This is a genomic window from Bradyrhizobium sp. LB8.2, assembly GCF_040548035.1.
Classification (GTDB): Bacteria; Pseudomonadota; Alphaproteobacteria; order Rhizobiales; family Xanthobacteraceae; genus Bradyrhizobium.
The window spans coordinates 25540-51958 of sequence record NZ_JBEPQV010000006.1; the positions used below are offsets into that span (position 1 = coordinate 25540).

The following is a 26419-nucleotide window of genomic DNA, read 5'->3' on the forward strand; positions in this document are numbered from 1 at the left end:
GCCCGAGGCCAACATGCCGGTGATCGACAAAAGCCGCAGTGAGCTTGGAGATTTCCTGCGATCGCGCAGGGAGAAGTTGCGGCCGCGGGACGTCGGCCTAGCCGATGGACGCAGGCGCCGGACGGCCGGATTGCGGCGTGAGGAAGTGGCCGAACTGGCTGGTATCGGCGTGGATTGGTATGTCCGCCTAGAGCAGGGTCGGTCGGTCAATCCGTCTCTCTCGACAATAGATGCGCTGGCGCGTGCCCACAAGCTCAGCAAGGTCGAGCACCTTCACCTCAAGGCCCTCACGCGCTCAGGCGAGCGACGCGCCTTTCAGCAGGAGACAATGCCGGATTCATTGCAGCGGATGATCGACGCCATGAAACAGCCGGCTTACGTGACCGGCCGGAGATGGGATCTCCTTGGCTGGAACAAGTCGGCCAATGACCTCTTTGCGTTCGATCAACTTCCTGGCGAGGACCGTAACATCCTCATCTCCATGCTGACGCGTCCCTCGGCGCGGAGACTGTTCGGCGCAACCTGGGCCGACGAGGCCAAGCGGGTGGTCGCGCAGTTCCGTGCAACTCATGACTTGTGGGCGGACGATCCCGCCTTTCGCGATCTTCTGCAAAAACTTCGCAAGGGCTGCCCCGAATTTTCGCTTTGGTGGCAGACGCATGATATCCGAGGCACGGTCGCCGGAATCAAGCGGCTACAGCATTCGAAGAAAAGCATTCTCTCGTTCGAACAACCGACCCTTCCATGGGGAGCCTGCTTCGCTCTAGGCGCGATAGTCTCTTCTGCAAGGCTCTACCCTAGCGCCGCTCGTACGACTGCTCTCAGGAGCCAGGATCGGCTCGTTGCACAATTCGAAACTCTCTGAGGCCGATGCCCGTGCTCGCATTGCTGCCGCTCAGTTGGCGGCGGTCGAAAAAGAGTCACTCGAACCAGACGGAAGCCACCGTCATCCTCGCTTGATGGAGCAATATTCCTACCGGGTAAGGGCGTCGGCGCGATTCTCGGAGGAGCCCGAAATATTGACGTCGCACCGCGCGGATCACTTCGCGGCCGTCTTGGCGGCAATTTCCGCCGGCCGCAAAGAATTGCTTCGGATGTATCGAGACGACCAAATCCACGACAGCGTGCTCCACGCAATCGAGCAGGAACTCGATCTGGAGGAGATCACAGTAAAGCGGTTCGTATGACTTAAGTCCGCTATCGGGAGAATTGACCGTGTGCCTCGGAAACCACGGCACACGGGAAGACGCTCAAGGCATCGATGAACTCCGAGATAGGCGTTTGCCAACCAATCATCCGACAGGAACGCCTTCCATTCTCCGGCGCCAACCTCGTGAACGATCCGGCCGGGAGCTATAAGTGCGACCGGTCTGTGATCTCGGAAGCTATGTCGGCGTTCTGTTCGACGAGGAGCAAGCCCATTCCTCTTTGTCTCAACTTTCGAGTAGTCCAGTGGATGGCTCGTCCATGATTAATTAGTAGGCTTGGTCGCAAGAGAAGCGCGCGCGATCGCAACTATCTGTTGTTAGATGACCGACACAGCGATTGACCACGCGGAGGAGCGCGTCGTGGCGATGCTGTAGAGGTTGTACATAGAGGGTCCGCGCTCAAACGTATGCGGACCTACATCGTACGTTGTTGATTATTCCCGTAATTTCCGACATAGTAGCCTTGTGTTTCGACGGCTGACTTGATCTCGTCGCTGACTTTGACCACTCGTTTCTTGCTCTTCCGCCATTTACCGGGCGAGCCGAGGATCGGCTTTGCGGTGCCCTTGCACACGACGAGCAGATCACGTTTCGGACTGACGTAAATGTCGAACATAATTGCCCCCTTGCGGCGGTCCAGCGTAACTTGTCGGGTGCCTGCATAGGTTGCAAATTTGCCACGCTATCGCTTTGTTTGGCCAGCGTTCCACTTCAGGAACGATCAAAAAAGCCGCATGCCTTTTTGAAATTTTGGGCATGAGATCGCAACTGAGGCGGATCTCACCCGGATCTGCGGCAATGGTATCGATTTCCATCACGCGTCAATACGCGCACTTGTCTTTCTCCCGTCTGAGGCGCCGGTGTTTCGTGGGGCCTTGCATCCTGATGATGGCTCTATTAGCGAAGCTTCGCGCTGATATGTAGAACCAGGTCTGGCACTGGCGGTGCGGAGGAGACGAATGACCTTCAGCAAATACCAATTCAGGGTCGAGCTGCGGCAGCTGATCGAGAAGCACATCAGTCAGTCCAGCACGTTCGAAGACTACGTCTTGATCACCGGAGAGATGGAAGAGGCCAAGCACAAGCTGGAAATGGCGGCTGAGGAGTTCCCGGACGAGGAGGTCAACGCCTGCGAATTGTAGCGAGCGGTTCGCGCTTATCCCCTCGGCCCGGGTGCCGTTTCGCTCGAGGCTGGAAAAGACTTGCCCTAGCGCGGAAAGAACTTTCCAGTCACTGGACGTTCCGTGACCGTATTCAACCGGGCAGATAAGTCGCTGGCTTTGTGCTACCGAAATGGCCGCGCCGGGGCTGGCTCATTTCATCACTGAACTATATTTCCGACCGGCGGGCCGCAGAGTGATATCCGGCCATTTTGTTCGAGCTTCAACTCGGAAATACGCAGTCAATCGCGGGTTCGGGCTAGTCACTTTGCTCCTTTTGCCAGATCTCGATAGCGTTTGGGCATAAATAAGCGAACCGCGTCCGACGTACAACGTTTGTTAAGAATTTCGGCGTCAGATTGCCTCATAGATTTGGTTCAACCGACTCGGCTTTTTCTGGTCGGGCTCACGTATGAAGTTGCGCGGTCTGATTAGGCTGCTCCGTCGAGTTCATTTAGTTTTGCCATTCCTTTCCATCGCTTCCGACGAGGGTAGCGACAACGACAGCTATTGGGGCACTCAATGTCTAAGGTCCTGAGATTTCCTCGACCTGATGAACGGAGACCCGAACCGGATCGTTCGCTCCCGGAAACATCTGTCATTCTGCCTAACATTGCTGCGCTGCTGTCGAGAGTGGAATCTCTTCAAATTCAAACCACCGACGATCTGCGCCTCGCCATCTTCATGCTCGATCTCGCAAACATGTGCATCCGATTGACTGTCGGCCAGACCCCGAATGGACTGACCAGAAAACAGTTACTGGCCCAATCCGCGAAGATGGGTCAGCTCCTTGAGACTGCGCGTTGCGAGATGCAGCTATAGGTTTCAGGAAATGACTACTTAAACTTGCCACCGTTAGTTCGAGGACTCGCCATGAGGTGGAATAATCGAAAGGCGACCCGCGTTCAGTTTGAACGCAAGCACATGGTCAACATCATCGGGGTCGATGGCACATGGCGACGGAGTTGCATCCTCCTCGACGCTTCTGAAATCGGCGCCAAGCTTGAGGTAGAAGGCTCTATCGACGCACTCAAGGCACAGGAATTTTTCCTGCTTCTATCGTCCACCGGCCTGGCATTTCGCCGATGCGAGTTGGTTTGGGTCAACGGGGCGCACGTAGGCATCAGATTCGTCACTGAAAAGACGAAGAAAAAAGAGCGCCCGGGAAACAATAATCATCTCGCTCCTGCGCAATGAGGCGAATGTTGTCGGTCAAGACCTTAGATGACCAAAAATCAAAGATGCAGCTGGTCTCGTCGCGAACGATCTCCTTCATCGATGTCCCCTCTCTTGCAGTTTGTGAGGCCAAAGAAGCTTTGCTTCATGACCAGAGTGGAGGCTTCATTCTCTATCTGTCCGGCGCAGGTTCATCATCAACCATGGAAGAGCGAGTCTTCTTCCTGGAATTGCGCGAGGCGCTGGTGTGGTTGAACGAGCCTCCTGAGGATCAAGGATCATTCTGGGTATGAACCCGCGCGAGAAAGCCGCTCAACGGAGGCGGCCAGACATGTTCTGGCTGACAGTGCAGCCAAGTTGTCTGATCTTTGTCGCGTACTTGACCGAAGATTTCGCATAGCGGCGGAATGGCTGGATGTCGACTCGAAGCTTTCTTACATGCCTCACGCCGTCGTCGTCTGCGCCAACCTACGCCTCGTCGAGAACATCGCGGCTCTCAAGAATAGAAGTGCTCGTCTAACCAATATCCCCAAGCGCATATTCCTGGTCGAAGGGCCGTCTCACGCTTGCATCTCGCAGGCCTATGCTCTAGGAGCCACGCTCGCGCTGCCAGGCATCGTAAATCAGGCCAAACTGTTTGCTGCTTTGGCAAAATCTGCAAACGCTGAAAGCGCCTTGTTAACTGGCGAGCCGCGGAGAGACCATGCGATTGAGGTCGCCGCTACTGCTATTGGATCAATATTTTCCGCGGTGTCCTTGGGCGAGCCGATAGATGTGATCGGGACGAGAGAAGCTGGGAGAAAAATCGCCGATCGCATCGCGGAGCGCGGCCTCACTGAATGGCTCGCGACCGTGCGGCGACACCACGAGGGGACCTATCAGCACTGCCTCCTCGTTACCGGGGTAGCAATCGACGTTGGGCTAAGCCTGGGCTTGAGGAAAACCGATCTTGAGCGGCTGTACTCTGCCGCCATGTTTCATGATATCGTTAAAGCAAACGTCCCGCTGGCGATCCTCGACAAGCCGGGCCGCCGCCCAGCGGGAAGGGTGCTTGCCGGCGTGATCCAGAACCATCCGAACCGCTCGGGCCCGGACCTCGGGTGAAAACTTGTTCGTCGTCTTGCTTGTCATGGCTCATCCTCTCAGAAGTTGGAGCCTCCGGCAAACCCGGGGCGGTTCAGCGGGAGCGCAAACTGGCGTTCTCATCACCGATAGAGGCCGAGGGCGGGGCGCTGATAGGTTAGATGTCCTCCGAACCGATGAACAAAGCCAGCGCTGTATTTTGCTCCAGCAATGCAACTTCATCGAAACGGCTCATTCGGCGCCCTTTGATCAAGTGCGGTCAACGACGCTAGAAACGGCTGTTGCCCACCCTACTTCTTCGTTGCTTCGCGCCTCAACGTCCGCTTGGGGTCAACACGCGGAAAACCCAAGCAGAGCAAATCGAGTCCGCCATGCCTCATTGAGCGGACCTCAAAAATGTGCGCCGTCAGTTCGCTGATGGGCCAATAGGCGACCTCGCTGAACTTTAGAATGACGTAAGGAGTTGGCGAGAGACAGGAATGCTCTGAATACGTTGCCGCCCACGAACCCAAGGGCGCAGTCATTTTAAGCCCGTTTCTATCGTCCGCGGCAGCGGCATGCGCTACGGTCACGCCGCCCATGACGATAGGCCTCTACTTCCATAGGATGAAAGACGAAGTGTGATTATGGATAATCTGATCGTATAATAGTTTTAGCGAATGCCGGGATACCCCGTTGGAGCAGTGTTGCAGCGGCGCGTGATTGTGGGGACGAGAGTGCACATTGGCAAGGACCAACCGCATGACCAAGATAGCGAATTTGGCTCTACTCTCATTCATGGTAGTCTTGACGTTGAGTGCGCGGGGACCAGCCGAAGCCCAGCAAGGCAGCATGGGTTTCTTCATAACCAGCGTCGGGCTTGGGAGGGGCGGCGACCTCGGTGGGCTGGACGGGGCGGATCGACATTGCGAGACCCTCGCCCAGGCCGCAGGCGCGGGTGGCAAAACATGGCACGCCTATCTTTCGACGCAGGGGCCGGGCGCTATCAATGCCAAGGATCGGATCGGTAACGGTCCCTGGTCCAACGCCAAGGGAATCCAGATCGCGGCAAACGTGGCCGACCTGCACAGCGACAACAACAAGATCAACAAAGAGACCGGCCTCGATGAGAAGGGTATGGTGGTCAAGGGACGTGGCGACAACCCCAATCAACATGACATGCTCACCGGCACACAACACGATGGCACGGCCATTCCGGGTGCCGACGCGACTTGCAGCAACTGGACCAGCAGCACTGACGGACAGGGTAGCGCGATCGTCGGACACCATGACCTGATCGGCAACACTCAGGGTCCAAATTTCTGGAACTATTCGCACAAGACGCCGGGTTGTTCCCCGGCGAACTTGCAGCGCGTCGGCGGAGCGGGATTGCTTTACTGCTTCGCCACCAACTGAGCGGCATCTTGGTCAACGGTTTTCTGGGCCGAGGAATCGAAGCGTAAAAATGCTGGCGCTCGCCCATCGAGGCATTTTCGGACTTGTTTTTGCTACCGTTATAAGGGCCGTCGCGGAGACTACAATGCCGACTGACGAAAGCAAGGATCGCTCCCACGCACAATCGGGTGAAGTGCTCGATTTCCAGTCTCACCGGATCCATGCCATCACGCAGAGCCAAGCAGAGTCGTCCGGGATCCCTACGAGCCTCTACATTCGGCTCATCCAGTTGGCGCAGCGGGCCGAAAAGATTTGGCGTGATGAGACAGCGGCCATCAGACGAGAGGAGCTCGGATTGCTCGATATCCGTGATCGGAGCGGTGCTCAGGTTTCATCAATCTCGGAAAACCTATCTCTGCTCGACCTTGATCGCGACTTCGTTGCCTCTCGTTTGGCCGTCCTGGCCGCAAAAGAGGATTTGCAGGGCCGCGGAGCGACAGAGCTAGACGCCGAGGCAACCCTTACGTGGGATGACATCGAAGCCACGATCTCCTCCGTAAAGGATTGGGGCGCGTTTATCGAGGCTGTTCGTGCGTATGGACGTTCGATCGCGACGGTGAAATAGCCGATGCCAAATGTCGAGGCTGTTTCCGAGTCGATCAACACCTAGCTTTTTCGGATCATGTTTTCGGTCAACCTCTGTCGTCTGCATCTCGCCGCCCTGACGCAGCCGCGCTTGTGGTCGACGAAACGGGCCCATCTTGCCTATCGCAGTAGCGTCCTTGCAACACGAACACTCATGTAATCCATCCGATTCGATGAGCCGAACCAAATGCGCGCCGCAGCGCGGCGGGTTTGCACCGCTCGACTAACCGAGCCGCCGCGCAGGACATGTCGGCTGCAATCTCCTTCTATCCATGCCGTTCCGTCCGCCGGTGCGTCTTGGTAAGTGTCGTGCCAGCAATCCTCCACCCAGTCGTAGACGCTACCATGGACTGCATAGATCCCCCAAGGATTAGGAAGCGACCGTCTTGGCGGCGGAGACTTCGTCCCGGCGATTTGGCGTTCTTCGGCCGGATCAAGAGCGAAGGAATCGCCCCACCAGAAAGCAGTCGTCGTTCCGGCGCGCGCGACGTACTCCCGCTCCGATTCGCTCAACAACCGATATGGCTTTCCGGTCGCACGCGACAGCCAGTCGACGTACTCTTTGGCTTCGGCCCATTGAATATTGGTGACGGGTTTCCATTCGCTACTGCTGGTCGGATCCGACGATCGAAAGCTGCAGCCCTTCCTCATGACGCAGGCGTTCCACTCCTGGAGAGAAACGGGAAAACGTCCAACCGAGAAGCTCGGAAACGTCACCTGGTGTTGCGGCCGTTCGTCCGCTGTGCTGCCTGCTTCACCCGCGCTTGCGCCCATGGTGAACCGGCCGGCAGGAACGACGATCATCACCGGACAGAGATCACACTCTTTAAAGCGATCACGCGGTACCAATGCGCTTTCTTCAGATCGCGATAGCGGCCGGGAAAGCCGCAAATCCAGGGGCGATGGGCGCTCTAAGATCGAGAGCGCCGATGTGGATTGATCCAACGTTTCTGCACCGGCGCTCGCTACCTGGAGTTGGACAATCAGCGGCGCAAGCAACAGAGGTAATAGGTGAAACAAACCTGTCCATCCAGGGCTCCCAGCCGCATCACGGTGGTCGACACTCGGTTGGCGGCGGCGCGTCAGGCAATTTGTTTCAATCAAAAGACAGAACGGCTTGCGGCGTCTTCCTCGAACGCCGTTTAGCCCCCGGACCGCACGCTGCATAGCCTCGATGCCTGCCCAATAGATGTTGATCGAGTCGATCTCCTCGACCTCGACGAATGCCACACACCAACTCTCTGCCTTTGCCTTGATCTCCTTCGCGAGTTCTTCGCGAGCCGCGGCGTCGAGTTTCTTCGAGTCGTCGATCCCGACTATCCGCGTGCCGGGTTTCAGGATCACGGCGCCAGCGGAGACCGGCCCGGCGAGCGGGCTCATTCCAGCCTCGTCCACGCCCGCCACGGCATGAAGGCCGCTCTCCCAGAGGGAGGTTTCGAAACTGAGCATCTTGCGGAGGCGCTGCCCTTCGGACCTGTTTTCGAAGCGCCGTTTGTCGATCGAAGCCAGGATGGCTCGGGCTCCCGCGCGGGTGTCGGCCCGCAAGATCTGCTCGACACTGACCTCGAGCGGTCTTTTCTCGACGACATAGCGCTGACGCAGCACATCGAGGGAATATCGGGACATGGAAGCTTTCGTGGAGACTGACTGTGGGGAGCGTGTCGGTGAACTTTGTGGCGATTGTCTGAAGCTAAGCTACGCCGCCGAATAACTCGCAGCGCCTTGTCGAAAAGCGACAGGCCCGGCCTTCACCTGAGACGGATTGCTTCCACCGATCTCAGAACGGAACTAACCGGGGTCTTCATCCCTTTAGGGAGGAGTGGAGCCTCGATCCCAGGGTGCTTCCGAGGGACAGGCCCATGCTCCGACAGACCGGCAACGACGAACAGGTTCTGGACCGCACCGTCGAAGTGGCGGCTACCATCGCGGAAGAAGGCCTCCGGTACGTCAGCGACTCCGCGCCGGGTTACACGCGCAAGCGGAATGGAACCACTTTCAGCTACTACGACAAGGACGGCAAGCGCATCACCGATGCCGCCGTCATCCGACGCATCAGATCAATCGGCATCCCGCCGGCCTACGAATCCGTGTGGATCTGCCCTTCGGCCAATGGCCACATCCAGGCGACCGGGCTCGATGTGCGGGGTCGGAAGCAGTACCGCTACCACGCAAAGTGGCGCGAGCTGCGAGACCAGAACAAGTATGAGCATATCATCCTGTTCGCTGCCGCGCTGCCCGCGCTGCGGGAGCGGGTCGCCGCCGACATGAAGCGGGACGGACTGCCCCGCGAGAAGGTGCTGGCCACGATCGTTAGTCTTCTGGAAAAGACATTGATCCGGGTCGGCAATGCGGAGTATGCCGAGAAAAACAAGTCCTACGGGCTCACCACCATGCGTCGCAAGCACGTCGAGGTCGGGCGCGGCATCCTTCGGTTCGACTTCACGGGCAAGTCGGGCAAACAATGGAAGCTTCGCGTTGAGGACAAGCGGATAGCCGCGATCGTGAAGCGCTGCGCCGAGATCCCTGGACATGAGCTCTTCAAGTACCTCGATGACGACGGACAGCCCCGTACCGTCGATTCAGGCGACGTCAACGCCTATATCAAGGACATCACGCGAGAGGACTTCAGCGCCAAGGATTTCCGCACTTGGGCAGGGACGGTCTTGGCGGCGCTGGCGCTTGCGGAGTTCAAAAAGTACGATAGCCAGGCCGAGGCGAAGCGCAACGTAGTCGCGGCAATCGAGAGCGTCTCGAAGCAGCTCGGCAACACACCAGCCATCTGCCGCAAGTGCTACGTGCACCCGGAAGTCCTGAACGCCTACATGTCCGGTGACCTCGTGAAGATGATCGACGCCAAGATCGCGCAGAAGTTCAAGCGCCAGTACGCCAAGCTCACTTCCGACGAGATCATGGTGCTGGCATTTCTCCGCAAGCGTCTCGATTCTTTGAAGGTGCCCGCCTAGCCTCGCGTACCGGTCTCCGGACGCCTGCGTCCTCCTCGAGGCCTCCGGCCACCCTCGGCAGGTGCTCTCGTCGGCAAAAACGGCCTTCCGTTCAAAGCCGGGGTGCCGGGCGTGGTCGGGCCGGCGGGAGGGTCGCGGCTGGCTATACAGCGCGGGTTCGGCTTCCGTCCTCGCCATTCGCGCCCCTGCCGGCTCGGTAGAAGCACCCGTGCACAAGTCGCAGTCCCGAAATCCGAAGCAAAACCGTTCTTAGGTCGGACCAGCCTGGCCGCAAACGACGTAACGGCGGCACGCCTGGGGCTGGGGAGGCAATCGACAGTCTGGGACTGTTTCAGCCGCCGCGCCCAGCCTGCGGCTTCTTCTTTGGCTTCGATCCACCTCAAGAGGCGTTCGCTCTCGCGCGTTCGCGCGCCTCACGACGACGTTCGCGGCGTTCGCGCCGCCGCTTGGCACGGTCGGCGGGTTGCCGCAGCGGAGGAACCGGCGCTGTCTCGGATACCAATTGGGGAGCCTCATCGGCTGCGGCCTGTTGGGCCGGCTCGGATGCCTCCGGGCGGGCTTCCATGAATTCAAGCACTGCCCGACCCTTTGCCGTGATCTTCCAGCCCCCGCTGATGCGTTCGACTAAGCCTTGAGAAAAGATGTCGAGGTCGGGGACCTGCGCAGCGAGGCGCTTGGTCCGGTCCGCCCAATCGCGGCCGCTGGTCGCCAGAATGGCCATGTCGCGCTTGAGGTCCTCCATGACGGCGAAGCCGTCCGGATAGCTCACCAGGATCTTCAGCACCGTGACCTGAAAATTCACGCCCGCCTCGACCGATCAGCGCCACATCGTAGGCGCCCGCCAAAGGGCGTCACGGCCGGCCTGCGTGAGTTCGTCCTCGATACCTCGCCTCTGGTAGCCGCCTGCAGGATTACTGCGCACGAGGACGGCCCATTGCGACCCTCGCAAAGTAACCGTCCGACCAGCGCGCTACGCGGATTCGCAGCCCGATTCACCGTCGTCGCTCAGGCGTGTTGGCCGGACTGGCGCATCCTCTGATACGCCATGACCGCGGACACGCGGTTTGTCGCGCCGCACTTCTGCATGATGCTGCTCATGTAATGCTTGACGGTCTTTTCGCTGATCTTGAGCTTGTCGGCGACCATCCTGTTAGTGGCGCCGCTCTCGACCTCTGCGATGATCTGGAGTTCGCGATGGCTGAGACCGACGTCCATCGACGTCGCCTCCTTCTGCTGAACCGCCGAAAGCAGCCGCGCCGCGAACTCCGGCGAGACGAAAGAGGTCTCGTTCTTGAAGACCGCCCAGATTGCCGCCTTCAATTCGCTCGCGCTGACACCCTTCAGGATGTAGCCGTGCGCGCCCGCGTTCAGGGCCGCGATGCCGGTCTGCGGATCGTCGCAGGCGGTGAGTATGACGCAATGCGTTCCGGGAAATTCCACGCACAATTGCTTGAGGGTCTCCAGGCTGTTGCCGGGAATCCCGAGATCGAGAACGAGGATGCTCGGGCGATGGGCTTTTGCGATGTCCAGCGCGTCTGCCGTAGAGGCGCCTTCGGCTACGACCTTGAAGCGAGCCTCCGCCCGAAAAACGGCGGCCAGTCCTTGGCGATAGATCGGATGATCGTCGACGATGGCAATAGTGGCCTGCTCACTCGAATTTTCCATATATGTACTCTCACAATCAAAAAACACTGCGGAAAAGTGGCATTTCAGAATGCTGCGAGAATAGGCATCGTAAGGATAAAGTTTCAACCACTTTTGATCGGTTGACTATCTTTTGAGTGTTCATCGCTAGTTCCTGCAGTGGAACTTGGGACGAAAAGCTCGCACGAAATCTCCGCGCCTTGCCCCGGGGCGGAGATCACCGAGAAGGTGCCGCCGAGCGCTCTCACGCGGGAAGCCATCCCCGTCATTCCAAGACCGGAAGGGGGCTTGACTGCTATACGCGGAAAACCGCACCCGAGGTCGCGAACCGAAAGTCGCAGTTTTCCGGCACCGTAGCTAACCATCACCGTCTGCCGGTCGCTCCCCGAATGCTTGTAGGCGTTGTTCAACGCCTCCTGCGTCACTCGAACGACGCAACGTACCGCATCGCGAGGCAATTTCTTAGGCACTCCGGTCGTCTGGAAATCGACGACGCAGGCGGCGCGGCCTTCATGCGCTGCGATGATTTTCCGGAGCATCTCGGTGAGATTGCCATCATCGCCAAGATCGGGAAGAAGGAGATCGGCGGCGATCGCGCGCAGCTCCTTGAGCGCGTCCTGAAGGGCGCTCCGGAATTCCGTCAGGAGCGCTCGCGCTTTGGGTGTGCGGCCGTCCAGCTCCTGCTCCAGACCTTCGATCCGCAGCAGCGCGAAGGATATCAGCTGCGCTGGGCCGTCGTGGAGCTCGGCTCCGAGCCGTGTGTGGACAAGATCGTCGATATGAACGGCAGTGCAAAGCGCGTCTTCTCTTTCAGATTTGAGGATATCGTTCTTGCGATGCAGCAGCACCTTCTCCCGGAACCGCTGCTTGATCGCGGTCCTCTGCCTTTTGATCGTCGTGCTTCCCTGATGGACCACAATGAACAGAGCCAAGAGGGTGACGAGACCTGCAGACCCGACAACCGACCAGGCACCGCGGACGGCGCTTGCCTGATCGCGGAGAAGCGCGCCGGCGTCTTCGTAGATTTCGGCGACGGCGATGATCCTTTCCGTCTCGTTCTTGTAGAGAGGCAGAAATATCTCATAGAGTGGCATCGACAGCGAGCGTTCGAATTCGCTGTCGTCATCCTCAAGGTCCGCCATTCCCGCACGAATTTGCCCTTGCAGCGAAGGTGCGAGGTCGGTCGTCGGAAATCGCCTTCCGATAAGGCTCTTTTGCGTGCTGAAAACAATGGTGCCATCCCGCCCCCAGATCTTGATGGAGGCGACATGCCGCCTGGCTTTCAGCAATTCGGCGACCGCGTCCAGGCCGCGAAGGTCTTCGGCACTCGGCGCCCCCCCGCCGTCCATTGACTGGACGTAGGGCTCCACGAAATTCGTCATGTACAGCGCAGCGGCGCCGCTGGTGCCGCGCAGAACGCCCTCGGCGATGCGATTGCCGACCCATCCTCCGACGGCCGCGACGGAAAGCGATAGCACAAGCGAAGACAACAGCGCGAACTGCCCGAAGAGCGACCTTCGAATCCACCAGCTACGCAGCCGGCTTCTGAAAATCCGGAGGAATGCGTTGGTCGTCCTTTCGGACTCGGGCTGGCCTTCACAGGCTCTCAATGAGGCACTGTCGACGCGACCAATCTGCCGATCAGCTTCATCGGCGGCGGAGACTTCCCCCACGACTGGCTCCATGACGATCATTCTCGAACAATGTCATTGATGAACAGATGCTTAAATCAGCGACATCATATGCTTCGATCGAAGCAGCTTTCAACTTCCGCGAAACATGGTGAAGATCGCAGCCCCGCTCGTACGGCTGGTCTGAAGTGGCGCGTCAGGGTTAACGCCACCGCAGGAGTTGGCCGACCTTCCCTCGGATGCGCGCCTGCCGCCGAAAGACCGATCTGGCTTCGGACTAAAGTCGGAAGCAAGGGACTTTGGTCGCCCGCGACCCATCCGACCATCGACGGAAGTTTTCGCTCGACCTTCTGCCCTACCGCGCCCACGCACGACTCGACATGCTTTTGCAATGTGGGAGATCCGGCCGTCCGGTCTCCATGGACCTTGGCAGGAGTGGATCATGGCGAATTATCTCAAGCCGTTCGTAATCGATCAGAGCGACATCGACTTCATTCTCAGCCAGGTCAACTTCCGCCCGCTGTTCGATGCGGCGGGCAACGCCATCATCCTTTGGGACGGCACGGGTGCGGTATACGACTCGCACGGCAATCTCATCGGCAGCGGCGGGACCGTCGCCGGCGACGCGACATCGACGGCTGCCATCGCGCAGTGGGGACAATCCTACTATTCCGAATTCGACTTCGCCGGCCTGCGGGATCCCAGCGGCCTCAACAACAACCTCTCGCTCATCAACGCCACCTTCGGCGCGGTCGACCAGATCTTCACCCGCTCGGGGGCCGCCGACTACGCCGGCTATTCGTCCGTGATGCAGGCGGTCGCCGACCGCGCCTACGCGGCCGCCAAGACCTACTACTCCTCCTACAGCGCCGCGACCGGCGGTTTCAACCCGGCACTCAACGGCGACTACGCCGTCAAGGCGGATCCGGCCGGCGCCCAGACCGCGGCCGACGGCATCAAGATCGATCTGCCGAACGTCGTCGACTATACGCCCCGCATGATCAGCCTGACGACGACGACGGCGGGTGTCGCCTTCGACACCTGGGCAAACCACCAGGGCGACGCCGGAGCATCCTCGCACCAACCGAACGAAATCTACTACGACCCGGCGACCGGCACCGCCAAGGTGCTCGACTGGGGCCAGCTCGCAACTGTGGCTGACGGCGGGCTCGGCCAAGTCGACACCCAGGCACGGCTTGCGGCCTCGGCCGGCCAGAACGACCATTTCATCGGCGGGCTCAATCCCGGCGTGTCGCCCTCGAACGGCTTCTTCGTGCTGTTCGGCCAGTTCTTCGACCATGGCTTGGACTTCATCGGCAAGGCTTCGGGCCAGACCATCAAGATCGCACTCGCCAGCGACGATCCGCTGTACGGCATGCTGGGACCGGACGGGCAGCCGGTGCACGAAATCACCATCAACCGCGCCACCGTCCAGACCGTCGACGCCAACGGCCCGGAATACGTCAACCACACCTCTCCCTTCATCGATCAGAGCCAGACCTACGGCTCCCACGAGCAGCTCACCACCCTCCTGAGAGAATGGGTCAAGGACCCGGCCACGGGACAGTACCACGCAGGCATGAACCTGTTCGACGGGCAGACGCTTGAGACCGCCTGGACCAGGGCGGACGGGGTCTCGACCCACCAGACGCTACCGACGCTCGACGAATTGCGCGCCCATGTCGACACCACCGGACGAGACGCGCTGACCTGGGAGGACGTCAACGACCTGCGCAACCGCGACGCCTCAGGCCACGTCATCGCCGGCACCAGCGGCTCGGCACTGCTGCTCGACATGAACCCGCGCTTCGACGCCGGCCACATGGCCGGATTCTACGACAAGAACGCCAACGGCGCGCAGGACGCCGGAGAGGCGAGCTACGGCACGCCGGGGCAGTCCGCCAAGGTGGCTGCGGCGATCTCGACCATCGACGGCTACGTCAAGACCACCTACGGCGCGGGATCCAGCTTCGGGGTCGATGCGACCACGCACAAGCTGACGCTGTTCATGGAGAACCTTCCCGCCGGCGCACCGGCGGGAACGCCGCACACGCTGGACGGCGCCAACGCGCTCTTTCCCTTCGTCAACTTCGCAGACTTCAGCATCACGAGCCCGGCCGGGGCGCTGCACGAGGCCGTGGGCGAGATCCTGATGGCATCGGTCGGAGACCATTACGTAGCCGGCGACGGGCGCGTGAACGAGAATTTCGGTCTCACCTCGATCCACCACGTGTTCCACGAAGAGCACAACTACCAGATCCAGAACATCATCGAGGCGCTGCACACGCAGGACGTGGTCTCGGGCGACGCGACCCACGCCGCGCTGCACGGCTTCCAGATCGACACCGGGCACGGCATGAACGCCGCCGGCGACTACCTGGACGCCACCGGCAACATTTCCTGGAACCAGGACAAGATGTTCGAAGGGGCCAAGCTGGTCGTCGAAATGGAGTACCAGCACGCCGCAGTCGACCAGTACGCACGCAACGTCTCCCCCAACATCCAGGAGTTCGGCGCCTACTCGACGGAGGTCGACTCCGCGATCTCCCTTGAATACTCCCAGGCCGCCTTCCGCTTCGGCCACTCCACCCTGCGCGAAACGATCGATACCATCGATCCGTCCGGCGGCCTGACCGGCAAGATCATGGGGTATGCCCTGAAGGCGGCCTTCCTGGCCCCGGACAAGTTCGCCGACGTCGGACCTTCGGCGATCGTCCTCGGCATGACGCACCAGCAGATGAACGAGGTCGACGAGTTCGTCACCCCGGCGCTCAACCAGGGTCTGCTCGATCAACCGCTCGACCTCGCCGCGATCAACATCGCCCGAGGCCGCGATGTAGGCATGCCGACCTTGAATGAGGTGCGCCACATGCTGGGCTATTCGGAATACACCAGCTGGAACGATTTCGGCCAAAACATGCAGCACCCGAGCTCGCTGGCCAACTTCATCGCCGCCTACGCCTTCGACGGTGACCTGGACAAGGCTAACACCATCGTCGGAATCGTCGACGGCAGCGTCGCGGCCGGCACGCTCGGCATCTCGCTCGATCAGGCCTATGGCTTCATGAATGGCGACGAAGCCGCCGGCGGCGTCGGCACGCTCGCCTTCAACCAGATCGATACCTGGCTCGGCGGGCTGGCCGAAGTCCACCAGCCGGGCGGCCTGCTTGGCGAGACCTTCGACCGCATCTTCGTCGATCAGATCGAGAAGCTGATGGACGGCGACCGCTTCTACTATCTCTACCGCCTGTTCGGCGTCCAGTTCGGCACCGAGATCGTCAACGCCCAGCTGAAGGACATGGTCGAACGCACCACCGGCCTGACTCACCTCAACGGCAACATCTTCGGATACGCCGACCAGTACGTCGACCTCGGCGCCCACAAGGAAGTGTTGGCTCCCGGACAGATTGAATACCTGACGACCGGCAACGAGCACAAATACGGCGACATTGCCGCGGTCGACGCCGGAACGATCGGCATCTACTCGAACGGTGGTCGCGGCAACCTGAACGACGGCCACGAAGTCGTCATCGGCGGCGTGCACTACATCCAGGACACGCGCCTGGCTGACACCGATCCCAACAGCGCCTACGGGCAGAACGGCTTCGTCAATCTCGACGGCACGCCCAATTCCGGCGCCGAATCCAACGAGATCATAGTCGGCTCGAAGGGTGCCGACCTGATCTACGCCCAAGGCGGCGACGACACCGTCTACGGCGAAGACGGCAATGACAGGATCTACGGCAGCTACGGCATCGACCGCCTATACGGTGGCGGGGGTTCCGACACAATCTACGGCGGCGACAACCCCGATCTGATCGACGGCGGCGCCGGCGACGACTTCCTGTACGGCGAATCGAGCGGCACCGACATCAACGGCCTCGACCAGGTCATCGGCGGCGCCGGTAACGACTACATCAACGGCGGCCTCGGCATCGACAAGCTGTTCGGCGGTACCGGCGACGACGTCATGTACGGCGAACAGGACACTGACCCGTTCTTCGAAGGCAACGACGGCAACGACTACCTCGACGGCGGCTCTGGCACGGACATGCTGTACGGCAGCAACGGCGACGACATGCTGCTCGACGGCACCGACGTCGACATCTCCTTCGGCCAGGCAGGCGACGACTGGTTCAAGGTCGGCGACATCGCCCAGGCCCTGAGTACGGGACCGGACGAAGTCCTGGGCGGGGATGGCGTCACCGACGAGGGTAATACTCCCGGCACGATCGGTTTCGACATCATGGACTTCAGTCTGCAGCACGCCCGCCCCGTCGGCGTCACCTACGACCTCGATATGCAGGCGAACCCGCTGGCCGCCGTCAACAGCGCGCAGTCGGTCCCGGCGGCGTTCGAGCTCGAAGGCCTGGTCGGCAGCGTGTCCGACGACAATCTGGGCGGCGACTCGGGCGACAACTGGGTGGTGGGCGGCTCCGGCGCCGATCTGCTGACCGGCGACGCGGGCAACGACGTTATCGTCGGCGGCTCGGTCCGGCTCGACACCCTGATCGGCCAGTACATCCAGGGGCACGACGCGCAGGGCAGCGAGATCGCCTCGACCTATGATCACAACAACAACAACGACGGCTCAACGGAGGCGTTGCGGCTGCAGGACGCCCGCTATCAGGGAGCCTCGCATCGCGTCGCATACGACGATACCCTTGGCGCCGGACTGCTCGACAACGCCGCGCTGGGCACACAGGTGTTCGACAAGCATTTCACCGAAATGCTGCGCACTCAATTCTTCAAGGACAACATGCTCGGTGACGGCGGGACGGACGCCAGTACGCTGGCCAAACCGGACATCGCGGTCTTTACCGGCAACTACGCCGACTATCGCATCGACCCCATCTCATTCCAGAGCGCCCATGAGGGGACGGTCACGGCCTACAAGGTGACAGACCTCCGGGATCCGAACGGCGTCGACGCCAACGGGGCGCCGATCGTCACCGACGGCACCGACTTGGTCGTGGGTGTGGAGCTGCTGCGCTTCGCCGACCAGGACTTCTCGCTGATCAACACGCCCCCGAACCTGAAGCTTCACGCCTTCGATCCCGGCGCCGCAGCCGACAACTTCGCCTCCAGTACCTACGCCGGCGGCTCGAACTGGACCGGCAATTGGAGCGAAACCGGCGACAACTTCAACGGCGCGGTCAACGGCAACGCCGCCGCGGGACAGATTCGCGTGGGCTCGCAGCAGTTGCAGTTCACGGACAACGCCGACGGGGCCACTGTCCAGCGGGTGGTGAACCTTGCCGGGGTCGTGGAGGCGAAGCTTGCCTTCACCTACAACCAGAACAGCTTCGACAACGGCGACTTCGTCCGCGTCCTCTTCACCGCGGATGCCACGGCGGCGACGCCGGCGTTCCACGAACTCGGGACCATCACCAATGCGGCCGGCTTCGGCACCCATACGTTCTCCGCCGATCTTCTCGCGTCCCTGAACGCCGGCGAGACGGTGACCGCCAACGCCGCTCTCCGGTTCGAGGTGGTCAGCTCGGCCACCAACACGGGCAACAGCGCCAACAACGGCACCATCTCGATCGACAACATCTCCGTCGACTACGTCAGGCCCGCGGCGGCTCCGAGCACCGACTACGTCGCGACGTTCACGGAGAACGGAAATGCCGTCGGCATCGCCAACCATCCGGGAATCGTCGACGACGGCACGCAGCTGATGTCCGCGAAGGTCGTCCTGACCGGCAGGGTCGCGGGTGACACGCTCAACGCGAACGACATCGCCGGCGACGGTATCGCGAGCTCGGTCGACAATTCCGTTGCCGGGCAGATCACCGTCAGCCTGACGGGCAAGGCCTCGATCGCGGCCTACCAGAACGCGATCCAGGCGATCACGTTCTCCAGCAACTCCAACAACCCGACCAATGCGGACCGCATCGTGCACGTCACCGTCAATGACGGCTTGGCCGACAGCAACGTCGCAACCACGACTATCCACGTGACTCCGGTCAACGATCCGCCGAGCGTAGGCGCCGACCACGTCTACACCAACGTCGGCAACGTCGCGAACGGCATCGTGGTGCCGGACTGGGCGTTGCTCGCCAACGACAGCGACACGGATGGGCCCAACGCGCTGGCGATCACCGGGGTCGGCTCCTTCAACAGCCTCTCGGCGGTCCATGCCGCTGGCGCGGTCACCGTCACCGACAGCGGAACGAGCGGCAACCCGGCAAGGCCGAACGGCGGCTCGTTCTCCTATACGGTGAATGACGGCGTCGCACCGGCCTCGGCCACGGTCACAGTGACCGCGGTCAACGGCACGACGATCAACGGGTCGAGCGGCAACGACATCCTGGTCGGAAGCGCGGCCAACGACGTCCTCACCGGCGGACGCGGCGACGACACGGTCTTTGCGGGCGGTGGCGACGACAGCATCGGCTGGTCGGTGACCAATCCGGTCAAATTCGGCAACATCACCATCATTCCCGAACTGCCGGACGGCCGCGACTTCGTCGACGGTGGCGCCAACGGCGCGGCGGGCGACCGCTTCACGGTCACCGGCAACAACACGGCGGAATCCTTCGCCATCTACTCCAACACCGACGACTGGGACGGTGCCGGTCCAGGCACGGGCAGCAGCGCGGCGCATGCCGGCTTCACGGGCCTGCATGCCGGCACCGAGATCGTCGTCGCCCGCAACGGGACGGTGATCGCGGAACTCGACAACATCGAGGAGATCACGATTAACTCCCTCGACGTCACCGCCAACAACAACAACGGTGGCCTCGACGGCGGCACGGTCGCCGGCGACACGGTCTCCATCATCGGCAACTTCACCGGCACCAGCCTGAACTACAGCACGATCACGGTGAACGGGGGCGCGGGCGCCGACACCGTCGACATCTCCGGCTTGACCTCGGACCACCGCATCGTGTTCCACGGAGGCGGAGGCGACGACCAGGTCACCGGCACCCTGCGGCCGCAGGACGTGGTCGACACCCAGACCGGACAGCCTCCGGGCGACCAAGGCGGGACCGGCGATAGCGGCGGCCAAGGCGGCTCCGACGACGGACAAGGCGGGGGCTCCGAGGACGACCAACATTGTTCGCCGGGCGACCATCAACACGACGGACAAGACGGTGCCGGCACGCCGATTCCGACGATGCCGCCCGCGATCAACCCGGGCATGGCCGAAGGCCAGATCGGAACTGCAGCCGCCGACGTGATGGTCGGGACGGCCGGCGACGACGTCCTCAGTGGTCTGGACGGCGACGACGTGATCCTCGGCAACGACGGTGCCGATACGCTGAAGGCCGGAGCCGGAGACGACCTGGTGAAGGCCGGTGCAGGCGACGACGTGGTGTTCGGCAACGAAGGCAACGACGATCTCTTCGGCGGCGCCGGACGCGACCTGATCACGGGCGACGCCGGCGACGACCGCCTGTTCGGCGATGCGGGTGACGACGCCCTGGAAGGCGGTGCAGGCAACGACACCGTCTACGGCGGCGCCGGCAGCGACCGGATCATCGCGACGGTCGGCGACGGCAACGACACCTACTTCGGCGACACCGAGGAAGACACGCTGGACTACTCGGCGATCTCCGCCAACATCACGGCCGATCTCGGCAACGGCATCGGCCAGCACGGCAGCGTCGCCAGCGCCCAGAGCGGCACCGACCAGATCTTCGGGTTCGAGGACTTCATCGGCGGCTCCGGCAACGACACCATCGTGGCGAGTTCGGCGGCGAACGTCATGGACGGCGGCGGAGGCAACGACACCTTCGTGTTCGGCTCCGCCGCCGACGCCAACGGCGACACCATCAAGGGTTTCCAGCCCGGCGATAAGATCGACCTGTCGGCCATCGACGCCAACACGGGGGCGGCTGGCAACCAGTCCTTCGTGCTGTTCGCCGGCAACGTCTTCACCTCGGCCGGACAGGTGATCGTCACCCAAGAGGTCAAGGACGGCGCGGAGCACACCTTCGTCTCCGGCAACACCAACGGCGACACCGCGGCCGACTTCAAGATCGACCTCGGCGCCGGCAACCACGCGCTGACGACCGCCGACTTCAACGGCGTGCACTAGGCGCAACCGACCATCACCCGGGCGAACCGCCGCCCGGGTGAGCACGACGTCACCGAAGCCAAGGGCAAGGGCAGGACACGATGGGCAAGAGCGCGAAGCGGAAGAAATCGACAGAGAATCCGATCGGCAGCTACCGGGGCATCGGTCTTGTCCTGTTCGGAGTGTCCGGAATCATCAATTTGCTGGCGCTGACCGGCTCGTTCTACATGCTGCAGATCTACGACCGGGCGCTGACGAGCCACAGCATCCCGACCCTGGCGGCGCTCTCCGCGCTCGCCATCGGGCTCTATCTGTTCCAGGGCATGTTCGACATCCTGCGCTCGCAGATCCTGGTTCGCCTCGGGGCCCGCCTCGACGCCAAGCTGGCGCCCTTGGCGCACCACGTCGTCATCGAGATGGCCCGCTACGGCTACTCCACCTCCGAGGCGCTCGAGCGCGGCCGCGACGTCGATGTCGTGCGCGGCTTCCTGGGCAGCCAGGCCCCCATCGCCTTCTTCGACCTGCCATGGATGCCGCTGTTCCTCGGCTTCGTCTATTTGCTCCATCCCGTCCTGGGGCTGGTCACGCTGGCCGGCGCGGTGGTTCTGATGTCGCTAACCGTCGCGACCGAACTGCTGACCCGACGGGCCGGCAGGGAGACCCACCAGGCGGCGGTGCTGCGCTCCACGCTGGCGGATTCGCACGCCCGCAACGCCGACATCCTGCGGGCGATGGGCTTCGGCGGCCGCGCCGTAGCCCGGTTCGAAGCCGCCAATGCGCGCCATCTGGCGCTCCAGACCCGAACCAGCGACATCAGCGGCAGCTTCGGCGGAATGGCCAAGGTGATGCGCATGATGCTGCAATCGGCGCTGCTGGGGCTAGGCGCGTTCCTCACCATCAAGGGCGAGCTTTCGGCGGGCGCGATCATCGCCTGCTCGGTGGCTTCGGCGCGGGCGCTGGCGCCGATCGATTCTGCCACCGGCAACTGGAAGGTGATCGCTGCAGCGCGGCGCAGCTTCAACCGTCTGAAGCAGACGCTCGCTGCGGCAGAAGATGGCAGCCACATCCTGCCGCTTCCCAAACCCTGCGCGAGCCTGAAGGTCGAAGGCATCACCGTGGTCGCGCCGGGTAGCGGCACGGTGCTGGTCGGCGAAGTCGGTTTCGAGCTCAATGCGGGCGAGGCGCTCGGCCTGATCGGGCCCAGCGGTGGCGGCAAGACCTCCTTGGCCAAAGGTCTCGTCGGCGTTTGGCCGCTGCTCAGGGGCAAAGTCCGGCTGGACGAGGCGGATCTCGACCAATGGCGCGCCGATGCCCTCGGCGAGCATATCGGCTACCTGCCGCAGGACGTCTCGCTGCTCGACGGCAGCATCGCCGAGAACATCTCGCGGTTCGAGACCGAGCCCGACGCCCGCAAGATCATCGCCGCGGCCAAGGCAGCCGGAATCCACGAGATGGTCACGCGCATGCCGGACGGCTACCAGACCGAACTAGGGCCCTCGGGCACGGCGCTCTCTGCCGGCCAGCGGCAGCGCATCGGTTTGGCGCGCGCGCTCTACGGCGATCCCTTCCTCGTCGTGCTCGACGAGCCGAACTCGAACCTGGACGCGCCAGGCGAAGCGGCGCTGGGCGAGGCCATCGAAGGCGTCAAGGCGCGCGGCGGGATCGTCATCGTGATTGCGCACCGTCCGAAGGCGCTGGCGGCGGTCGATTATGTCGGTGTTGTCCAGGGCGGCAAGCTGGTTGCGTTCGGACCGAAGGACAAGGTGGTCGGCGCGCCGGCGGCGCCGATCCCGTTCCCGACCGCAGCGACGGCCTGATCAGCGGGAGGTGGCTATGGACGAACGGCTGTCCTTGGGAATTCCGGACCGCAGCGCGCTCGACGCGCCGGCGCGTCGGTTCGCGCTCATCGACGAACGGTCTCGCGTCAGTTCCATCGTGCCCGCGATACTGCTCGCATCGTGGGGACTTCTGCTGAAACAGGTGTTCGGCAGCGGCAAGGAGGAGGCGCCCCATCAGCCGAAGCCGGACTCCGGGGACCCGGCAACACAGTCGGAAACGGATACGTCGTCTACGCCTTCGATCGCCGCGGAGCGGAACGCAGGATCGTCCGAGCTCGTCCGCGCCTTCGGACTGCAGGCGGTGTCGATGAACGAGGCGTTCGAGCCGGCCGTCGATCCGGACAGGCTCAGATTTGCCAGGACCGAGGAGCCGCGTCTGTCGCTGGTCCCGGCCAACCAAAACGCGCCCGCTCCCGCGCATCCGCTGCCGAGGGCGCCGGAGGCGACACCGGCCGCTGGCGGCGGCGGAGGCGGTGGTGGCGGTGGTGGCGGTGGGGGAGGGTCTTCCGACGACCACACCAGGCCCCCCGTCGACGAGCCCAAAAAGCCGCCGCCGACGAGCAAGGACCCGCCCCCCGATCCGCCGAAGCGGGTCAACCATGCCCCGGTGAGCGCAGGGGCGGTCGATCTCGGCAGTGGGCTCGTCAATGAAGCCTTCATCATCTCGCTCGCCCAACTGCTGAACGGCGCCAGCGATCCGGACGGCGACCGGCTTTCGGTGCAGGCCCTTCAGGTCGACCACGGGTCGCTACAGGCCTTGGGAGCGGACCGTTGGCTCTACACGCCCGAGCACGACGAAGTGGGTCCGGTCCAATTCAGCTACCGCATCTCCGACGGCACCGCCTCCATCGTCCAAGCGGCGCACGCGAATCTGCATGCCGCACCCGACGAAGAGATCCACGGCACCGAGGGCGACGACTTCCTGATCGGAACGCCCTTGGTCGACGTGATCGATGCCGGCGCCGGCAATGACATCGTCTACGGTCGCGAAAGCGCCGACACGATCTACGGGGGCGAGGGCAACGACCGACTGGTGGGCGGCGACGGCAACGACACCCTGTTCGGAGGCCCGGGCAACGACGTCATCTTCGGGGGGGCGGGGAGCGACACGCTGTTCGGCGAAGCCGGCAACGATACCCTCTACGGCGAGGACGGGAATGATCTCATTCTGGGCGGCGAAGGCGACGACTTTGCGTCCGGCGGGCAGGGCGACGACACGATCCTGGGCGGCGCCGGAAACGACACCCTCCAGGGCGACGTGGGGAACGACAGGATCGAGGGCGAGCAAGGCGACGACCATATCGACGGCGGCGCCGGCAACGACGTGCTGCTCGGCGGCGCGGGCAACGATTGCATCGTCGGCGGGGCCGGCGACGACGTGCTGCTCGGCGGCGCGGGCAACGATTGCATCGTCGGCGGGGCCGGCGACGACACGGTCCACGGCGGGGAAGGGAACGACCGTATCGACGGCGGTGCCGGGAATGACACCCTACGCGGAGACGCCGGCGACGACCACATCGTGGGCGGGCTAGGCAACGATGACCTGGATGGCGGGACCGGCGACGACGTGCTCTCGGGCGGCGCCGGCGACGACTCCCTGCAGGGCGGCGCCGGCGACGACCATCTCGACGGGGGCGCCGGCAACGACGTGCTGGCGGGTGGCGCCGGCAACGACTGCATCGACGCCGGCTGTGGGGACGACGTGATCGTTCTCGGCGTCGAGGCTGGCCACGACGTCATTCACGGCGGGGACGGCGAAGACACTCTGGATCTGTCCCAAATCGTGTTCGACGAGAACGTAGACCTGCCCGACGGCATCGTCGAAATCTGCGACGGGCAGACCGCGCAGATTTTCGAGATCGAGAATGTCCAGGGCGGCCACGGTCGCGACCGCCTGGTTGCCGACGCCCATGTGAACATCATGGAGGGCGGCGACGGCAACGACACGTTCGTCTTTCAGGACCTGGCTTCTCTGAAGAACGACGGCGGGCCGCGCGATCACATCGTGGACTTCAGTGTCGGCGACAGGCTCGACCTGTCCAGAGTCGGACAGGAACTCGACGATTTCTCCGGCAAAAAACTGTTCTTCGCCGGCGCCGACCAGGCGACGTTCGACGAGGTGGGCGCCGTCGGCTTCCGCCATGAAATTGTCTCCGACCAGGAGATCACGATCGTGTTCGGCCACCTCGACGATGATGCGAAGCACGAATTCGAGATCGTGCTGGACGGCAATCTCGATCTTGACGAGAGCAGTTTTGTCTTCACGGCCCCCCAGCAAACGAACGCGCACCACTGAACGTGAAACGGCAGCGTGCCGGTTCTAAGAACGGAGCTCGAGCGATGAACCAAAATTCCACGGAAAGGGCCGCACGCGCTGCGGACCAGTCGTTCGGCATCCGCTCGCGCGTGGCGATGGCGGCCGTTCTCGGCATCGCTCTTATCGGCGGGTGCGGCGGCTGGGCGGTGCATGCCGAGCTGACCGGCGCCGTAATCGCGCAAGGCAAGGTCACGGTCAGGAAGCAGGTCAAGCTGATCCAGCACCGCGACGGCGGCATCGTGGGCGAGATCCTGGTCGCCAATGGCGACGCCGTAAAGGCGGGCGACATTCTCGTCAGGCTCGACGAGACCCAGACCAAGGCGGAACTCGGCGTACTCAAGGGGCAGCGCGCGGAGCTCGAGGGCCGCAGGGCGCGGCATGTGGCCGAGCGCGACGGGGCCACCTCCATCATGTTCGATTCCCGGTTCGAGCACGACCCGTTCACGGCGGAGATCGCGCGGGGCGAGATCCGGCTCTTCAACGAGAACTTGGCGGTACGTGAGGCCAGGCGCGATCAGTTGTCGCTGCAGATCGCGCAATTCGAGGAGCAGGTCCGTGGGCTGACGGCACAACAGGAGGCCAACGCCAGCGAGCGCAAGATGGTCAGGGAAGATCTCGAGCGTCTGACGCCGCTCTACAACAAGGGTTTTATAGAAATCGGCAAGATCCGCACCATGGAGCGCGATCTCGTCAAGATCGACGGCCTCAAGGGCGAGATCGACGCCAACATCGCGCGAGTGAAAGGACAGATCAGCGAGTCGCGGATCAAGATCATCGAATTCGATCAGCAGGCGCGCACCGACGGCCAGCGGGACCTGCGCGAGGTGGATGGCAAACTTGCGGAGCTTCAGGAACGAATCGTGGCGTCGCTGGACCGTTTGTCGCGCATGGTGATCCGCTCGCCGATCTCCGGCACCGTCAACGAGCTCGCGGTCAATTCCGTCAACGGCGTGATCTCCCCCAAGGAAACGCTTATGTCCATCGTCCCCGAAAACGCCGACTTGGTCGTCGAAGCGAAACTGTCTCCGACCGACATCGACCAGGCCGCGACCGGACAGCCGGCACGCCTAAGGTTCTCCTCCTTCAACCAGCGGACTACGCCGGAGGTGGCCGGTACGGTCGAAACGATCGGAGCGGCGGCCAGCCTGGACCAGGCCAGCGGCCAGACGTACTATCTCAGCACCATCGCGATCGCGGGTGGCCAAAGGCAAGTGGCCGGCAAGCCGATCGTGCCCGGCATGCCGGTCGAGGTTTTTCTCACCACCGGCGATAGGACCGCGCTTTCCTACCTGATAAAGCCGTTTACCGATCAGATGATGAAATCCTTCCGGGAGGAGTAGAACGCCTGTTCCCT

General features: G+C 62.3%; 18 protein-coding genes and 1 pseudogene. 14 read left to right on the forward strand and 5 right to left on the reverse strand.

Annotated elements, in window-relative coordinates; all coding sequences use genetic code 11:
• Positions 1-19: 19 nt before the first annotated feature.
• Together ABIB06_RS09785 and ABIB06_RS09790 are read left to right on the forward strand one after the other, a co-directional pair.
• Entirely contained in the window at positions 20-865 is an 846-nt protein-coding gene (locus tag ABIB06_RS09785; protein WP_502916580.1) for a helix-turn-helix transcriptional regulator, read from the forward strand.
• A complete protein-coding gene (locus ABIB06_RS09790; RefSeq protein ID WP_354049417.1) occupies positions 843-1187 on the forward strand; it encodes a hypothetical protein in 345 nt (114 codons plus the stop codon). Before ABIB06_RS09785 ends, ABIB06_RS09790 begins: the two co-directional genes overlap by 23 nt.
• 436 nt (positions 1188-1623) lie before the next feature.
• Here ABIB06_RS09790 and ABIB06_RS09795 read toward each other — a convergent pair whose 3' ends face one another.
• Positions 1624-1824, reverse strand: coding sequence for a hypothetical protein (locus tag ABIB06_RS09795; RefSeq protein WP_354049418.1), 201 nt, complete (start codon positions 1822-1824; stop codon positions 1624-1626).
• A gap of 343 nt (positions 1825-2167) precedes the next feature.
• Between ABIB06_RS09795 and ABIB06_RS09800 the strand changes: the two genes are divergently transcribed.
• From ABIB06_RS09800 to ABIB06_RS09830, 7 genes and pseudogenes are all read left to right on the forward strand, one after another.
• Complete coding sequence (locus tag ABIB06_RS09800; RefSeq protein WP_354049419.1) at positions 2168-2350, forward strand: hypothetical protein; 183 nt, start codon at positions 2168-2170, stop codon at positions 2348-2350.
• Positions 2351-2890: 540 nt separating this feature from the next.
• Positions 2891-3190, forward strand: coding sequence for a hypothetical protein (locus ABIB06_RS09805; RefSeq protein ID WP_354049420.1), 300 nt, complete (start codon positions 2891-2893; stop codon positions 3188-3190).
• A gap of 51 nt (positions 3191-3241) precedes the next feature.
• Positions 3242-3565 (forward strand): PilZ domain-containing protein, encoded by a 324-nt coding sequence (locus tag ABIB06_RS09810; RefSeq protein ID WP_247349526.1) that lies wholly within the window; start codon positions 3242-3244, stop codon positions 3563-3565.
• 5 nt (positions 3566-3570) lie between these two features.
• The gene (locus tag ABIB06_RS09815; protein WP_354049421.1) at positions 3571-3837 is read left to right on the forward strand and encodes a hypothetical protein; all 267 of its coding nucleotides are present in this window, start codon (positions 3571-3573) and stop codon (positions 3835-3837) included.
• Positions 3838-3982: 145 nt separating this feature from the next.
• A pseudogene (locus tag ABIB06_RS09820) lies at positions 3983-4510 on the forward strand (HD-GYP domain-containing protein); the annotation flags it as partial.
• 858 nt (positions 4511-5368) lie between these two features.
• A complete protein-coding gene (locus ABIB06_RS09825; protein ID WP_502916578.1) occupies positions 5369-6022 on the forward strand; it encodes a hypothetical protein in 654 nt (217 codons plus the stop codon).
• A 124-nt stretch (positions 6023-6146) separates the two neighbouring features.
• On the forward strand, positions 6147-6626 hold the full coding sequence (locus ABIB06_RS09830; RefSeq protein WP_354049422.1) for a hypothetical protein: 480 nt from the start codon (positions 6147-6149) through the stop codon (positions 6624-6626).
• Positions 6627-6766: 140 nt separating this feature from the next.
• Here ABIB06_RS09830 and ABIB06_RS09835 read toward each other — a convergent pair whose 3' ends face one another.
• Positions 6767-8272, reverse strand: a complete 1506-nt coding sequence (locus ABIB06_RS09835; RefSeq protein WP_502916577.1) for an SUMF1/EgtB/PvdO family nonheme iron enzyme — start codon at positions 8270-8272, stop codon at positions 6767-6769.
• Positions 8273-8505: 233 nt separating this feature from the next.
• On the opposite strand from ABIB06_RS09835, the gene ABIB06_RS09845 reads away from it, so the two are divergent.
• A complete protein-coding gene (locus ABIB06_RS09845) occupies positions 8506-9609 on the forward strand; it encodes a DNA topoisomerase IB (RefSeq protein ID WP_354049423.1) in 1104 nt (367 codons plus the stop codon).
• Between the two features lie 379 nt (positions 9610-9988).
• Here the strand turns inward: ABIB06_RS09845 and ABIB06_RS09850 are convergent, their stop codons facing one another.
• From ABIB06_RS09850 to ABIB06_RS09860, 3 genes are all read right to left on the reverse strand, one after another.
• On the reverse strand, positions 9989-10411 hold the full coding sequence (locus tag ABIB06_RS09850; RefSeq protein WP_354049424.1) for a hypothetical protein: 423 nt from the start codon (positions 10409-10411) through the stop codon (positions 9989-9991).
• Between the two features lie 203 nt (positions 10412-10614).
• A complete protein-coding gene (locus ABIB06_RS09855; RefSeq protein ID WP_354049425.1) occupies positions 10615-11274 on the reverse strand; it encodes a response regulator in 660 nt (219 codons plus the stop codon).
• Between the two features lie 83 nt (positions 11275-11357).
• A complete protein-coding gene (locus tag ABIB06_RS09860; RefSeq protein ID WP_354049426.1) occupies positions 11358-12947 on the reverse strand; it encodes a sensor histidine kinase in 1590 nt (529 codons plus the stop codon).
• A gap of 379 nt (positions 12948-13326) precedes the next feature.
• Here ABIB06_RS09860 and ABIB06_RS09865 point away from each other — a divergent pair, with 379 nt between their 5' ends.
• The 4 genes from ABIB06_RS09865 (at position 13327) to ABIB06_RS09880 (ending at position 26405) form a co-directional block, all read left to right on the forward strand.
• On the forward strand, positions 13327-20931 hold the full coding sequence (locus ABIB06_RS09865; RefSeq protein ID WP_354049427.1) for a peroxidase family protein: 7605 nt from the start codon (positions 13327-13329) through the stop codon (positions 20929-20931).
• Positions 20932-21011: 80 nt separating this feature from the next.
• Positions 21012-22727, forward strand: coding sequence for a type I secretion system permease/ATPase (locus ABIB06_RS09870; protein WP_354049428.1), 1716 nt, complete (start codon positions 21012-21014; stop codon positions 22725-22727).
• Between the two features lie 16 nt (positions 22728-22743).
• Complete coding sequence (locus tag ABIB06_RS09875; RefSeq protein ID WP_354069948.1) at positions 22744-25044, forward strand: cadherin-like domain-containing protein; 2301 nt, start codon at positions 22744-22746, stop codon at positions 25042-25044.
• Between the two features lie 44 nt (positions 25045-25088).
• Positions 25089-26405, forward strand: a complete 1317-nt coding sequence (locus ABIB06_RS09880; protein WP_354049430.1) for an HlyD family type I secretion periplasmic adaptor subunit — start codon at positions 25089-25091, stop codon at positions 26403-26405.
• Positions 26406-26419: the final 14 nt, after the last annotated feature.

Coding starts and splice junctions, on each gene's coding strand:
- ABIB06_RS09865 (WP_354049427.1), top strand. CDS start 13,327: ATGGCGAATTATCTCAAGCCGTTCGTAATCGATCAGAGCGACATCGAC.
- ABIB06_RS09805 (WP_354049420.1), top strand. CDS start 2,891: ATGTCTAAGGTCCTGAGATTTCCTCGACCTGATGAACGGAGACCCGAA.
- ABIB06_RS09810 (WP_247349526.1), top strand. CDS start 3,242: ATGAGGTGGAATAATCGAAAGGCGACCCGCGTTCAGTTTGAACGCAAG.
- ABIB06_RS09880 (WP_354049430.1), top strand. CDS start 25,089: ATGAACCAAAATTCCACGGAAAGGGCCGCACGCGCTGCGGACCAGTCG.
- ABIB06_RS09870 (WP_354049428.1), top strand. CDS start 21,012: ATGGGCAAGAGCGCGAAGCGGAAGAAATCGACAGAGAATCCGATCGGC.
- ABIB06_RS09795 (WP_354049418.1), bottom strand. CDS start 1,824: ATGTTCGACATTTACGTCAGTCCGAAACGTGATCTGCTCGTCGTGTGC.
- ABIB06_RS09855 (WP_354049425.1), bottom strand. CDS start 11,274: ATGGAAAATTCGAGTGAGCAGGCCACTATTGCCATCGTCGACGATCAT.
- ABIB06_RS09860 (WP_354049426.1), bottom strand. CDS start 12,947: ATGATCGTCATGGAGCCAGTCGTGGGGGAAGTCTCCGCCGCCGATGAA.
- ABIB06_RS09875 (WP_354069948.1), top strand. CDS start 22,744: ATGGACGAACGGCTGTCCTTGGGAATTCCGGACCGCAGCGCGCTCGAC.
- ABIB06_RS09845 (WP_354049423.1), top strand. CDS start 8,506: ATGCTCCGACAGACCGGCAACGACGAACAGGTTCTGGACCGCACCGTC.
- ABIB06_RS09800 (WP_354049419.1), top strand. CDS start 2,168: ATGACCTTCAGCAAATACCAATTCAGGGTCGAGCTGCGGCAGCTGATC.
- ABIB06_RS09835 (WP_502916577.1), bottom strand. CDS start 8,272: ATGTCCCGATATTCCCTCGATGTGCTGCGTCAGCGCTATGTCGTCGAG.
- ABIB06_RS09825 (WP_502916578.1), top strand. CDS start 5,369: ATGACCAAGATAGCGAATTTGGCTCTACTCTCATTCATGGTAGTCTTG.
- ABIB06_RS09815 (WP_354049421.1), top strand. CDS start 3,571: ATGTTGTCGGTCAAGACCTTAGATGACCAAAAATCAAAGATGCAGCTG.
- ABIB06_RS09830 (WP_354049422.1), top strand. CDS start 6,147: ATGCCGACTGACGAAAGCAAGGATCGCTCCCACGCACAATCGGGTGAA.